The organism is Pseudomonas sp. SZ57, from assembly GCF_009495975.1.
Lineage (GTDB): Bacteria > Pseudomonadota > Gammaproteobacteria > Pseudomonadales > Pseudomonadaceae > Aquipseudomonas > Aquipseudomonas syringae.
Genome location: NZ_WIBD01000045.1, coordinates 1 through 2,608, shown reverse-complemented (window position 1 = coordinate 2,608; position 2,608 = coordinate 1). Strand labels below are relative to the sequence as shown.

Annotated in this window: 1 protein-coding gene and 1 pseudogene; both read left to right on the top strand. The window is 55.6% G+C overall.

Annotated features, from left to right (window positions below):
* The coding region (locus GE543_RS26895) for a hypothetical protein (RefSeq protein ID WP_153222762.1) at positions 1-1,024 on the top strand (1,024 nt) is incomplete at its 5' end.
* A gap of 43 nt (positions 1,025-1,067) precedes the next feature.
* Positions 1,068-2,608, top strand: a pseudogene (locus tag GE543_RS26890) (RHS repeat protein); the annotation flags it as partial.

The following is a 2,608-nucleotide window of genomic DNA, read 5'->3' as shown; positions in this document are numbered from 1 at the left end:
GATCAATCCGGATCCGGCGGGGGATGTGGATGGGTTGAATCTGTTCGGCTTTGTTGGCAACAACCCACTCAACTTATTTGACCCCGACGGTCAGAACAGTCAAAAGGCCAGGGCGCGCTGGTTGACGGCGATGGATAGCCTGCGCGAGCAAAGGGATACGAACGACGTGAGTGTCAGAACGTTTGCGCCAGGCATAATCGGCGTGAGTATCCAGGGCACCAATGAAACCTTCGCGCAAATAGGAATGGGGTTACCCAGAGCGTTTAAAGGCCAGCGAGAACTTACTTACCTGTCCATCGACTCTACCTACCAGAGCAAGGTTTCAGGAGGCAGCTACCCCTTCGCTATAAAGTCCGTGTCCGGCGCTTCTATTTATATAGAGTCAGAAGTACCTGGCAGTAGTCACCTGGCATACATAAATGGCGGCTTCTATAACTTTAAGGGTAAAGTCTCACCATCAGATCCGACACACGCCGCGGTTGGGAAGTTGTTCATGGGTGGCGAGGAGGAAGCATCTGTCAGCATTCCAAGGCATTACGAAAAAGATTACGTTGCGCTGACCATGGGGGATGGCTCCACTCTTCACTCGGCACCACTGCTGTCTACCGGGGGAGAAGTGGCTTTCACCGAAAACGATCTTGAGCAGGAAAGGTTTCAATATGGACCGGCCACATCAGGGCCGGGCCAATTAGGTCATGCCAACACGCCCAATCCACGTTCGGGTATCAGCTTTCCGGTAGTTTTCGACGGATCTTCGAGAACGCGTCTGGCCGTCGGGTCAGGCGGAAGCAGAACCCAGGAGTCCGGAGCTTACACGATGCCGGAATGGGCGAAGATCATGTTAAGGCTGGACAAACTGAACGCCACACCCGGATGGTCTGCCAATCTCGACGGCGGCGATAGCGCGGCGCTGGGGATAGTCTCTCGTTCAGGCGAAATCATCATGGATCAATCGGCCAGAGGCAACCCTCGGCGAGGAATAGGTAACTTCCTGACTTTTTATAAATCCAGTTTTCCAGGGTGATCCTTGTTGCTGACGGTGAAATCAACTCTCCCAGGAGAACATGATGAACAATACCTTGCACCAACACACACCTGATGTAAGAGCCGTTGACCCAAGAGGACTGGCAATCGGCAATATCGCTTATTGGCGAAGCGAGGCGCAGCAAGCGATGGAGCGCCGTATTACCCGGAAGACTTACAACGCTGCGGGCCATGTGAGCACGCAAAGAGATCCACGACTTGATGCGCCAAACCTGACAACAACTTACAGCCTTTCGGGGCAGCCGATACTGACCGACAGTGTGGACGCCCACTGGCGGCTGATGCTATTGGGCGAAGCAGGTCAGACCATCAGCGGCTGGGACAGTAGCGCCAATCAGCGTCATTTTGAGTACGATCAGTTGCTGCGCCCTGTTTCGGTTACCGAGCAGCATCAGGTCGTTGAGCGTTTTGCCTATGGCGGACCTGATTCAGCCAGCCATAACTTATGCGGTCGGCTATCGCGCCATGACGACACCGCCGGTACAAGCCTGTCCCCGGACCATGGCCTGAGCGGCAAAGTACTTAATCAGCATAGATATTTCTTACGAGTATCAGTAACGCCGGACTGGCCGCTGGTCGAAGCCGAGCGCGATGCCTTGCTTGAGCCTGCGGCCCTGCAAACCCGCTGGAGCTTCAATGCGCTGGGTGAAGTGCTCGGGCAGACTGATGCCATGGGCAACACGCAGGCCTTTGGCATGACCGTCGCCGGGCAGTTGAAAGCGGCTGAACTGACATTGGCCGGTACGTCGTCGCCGCAGACACTGGTCAATGAAATTCATTACAACGCCTTCAATCAGGTCGAGCAGGAGACTGCCGGCAACGGCGTGGTCAGCCGTTATGTCTATGATCAGCAGGAAGGCCGACTAGCTGAGCTTGGCGCGGTATCTGCGGAAGGCACGTTGTTGCAAAAGCTTGATTACGACTATGACCCGGTGGGCAATATCCTGCTCGTCAACGATGCCTCGCAACCAGACCGGTATTGCAACAATCAGCTTATCGAACCGATAAACCGTTACTGTTACGACACGTTGTATCAGTTGATCGAAGCCACGGGGCGGGAGGTCAGAAACGGGGCCAGTCATGGTCCGGCGCTACCCGGTCTGCAACCTCTGCCAACGCTCGATCCTTGCCAGGTCAGCAACTACACACAGAATTACAGCTACGACGCAGCGGGCAATCTGCTGCAAATGCGCCACGAAGGCGCGCACAACTTCACTCGCAACATGCACGTTGCACCGGACAGCAACCGCAGCCTGCCCGACGATGACGGGGATGTGGATTTCGCTACGAGTTTTGATGCCAACGGCAATCTGCTGCAACTGGTTCGCGGGCAGGTTATGGGTTGGAATGCGCGTAATCAACTTGCTCTTGTTACTCTGCTGCAGCGTAAAGACGCAGCGAGCGATGAAGAGCGTTATGTCTATGACGGCCAGGGTCAGCGCTGCCGCAAGATAAGTACAGCTCAGGCGTCAGGCCGCTTGCTTCTCAACGAAGTGCGCTACCTGCCGGGGCTGGAAATCCGCACCACAGCCGATGGCGAAACCCTCCCCGTCGATACCGCTCA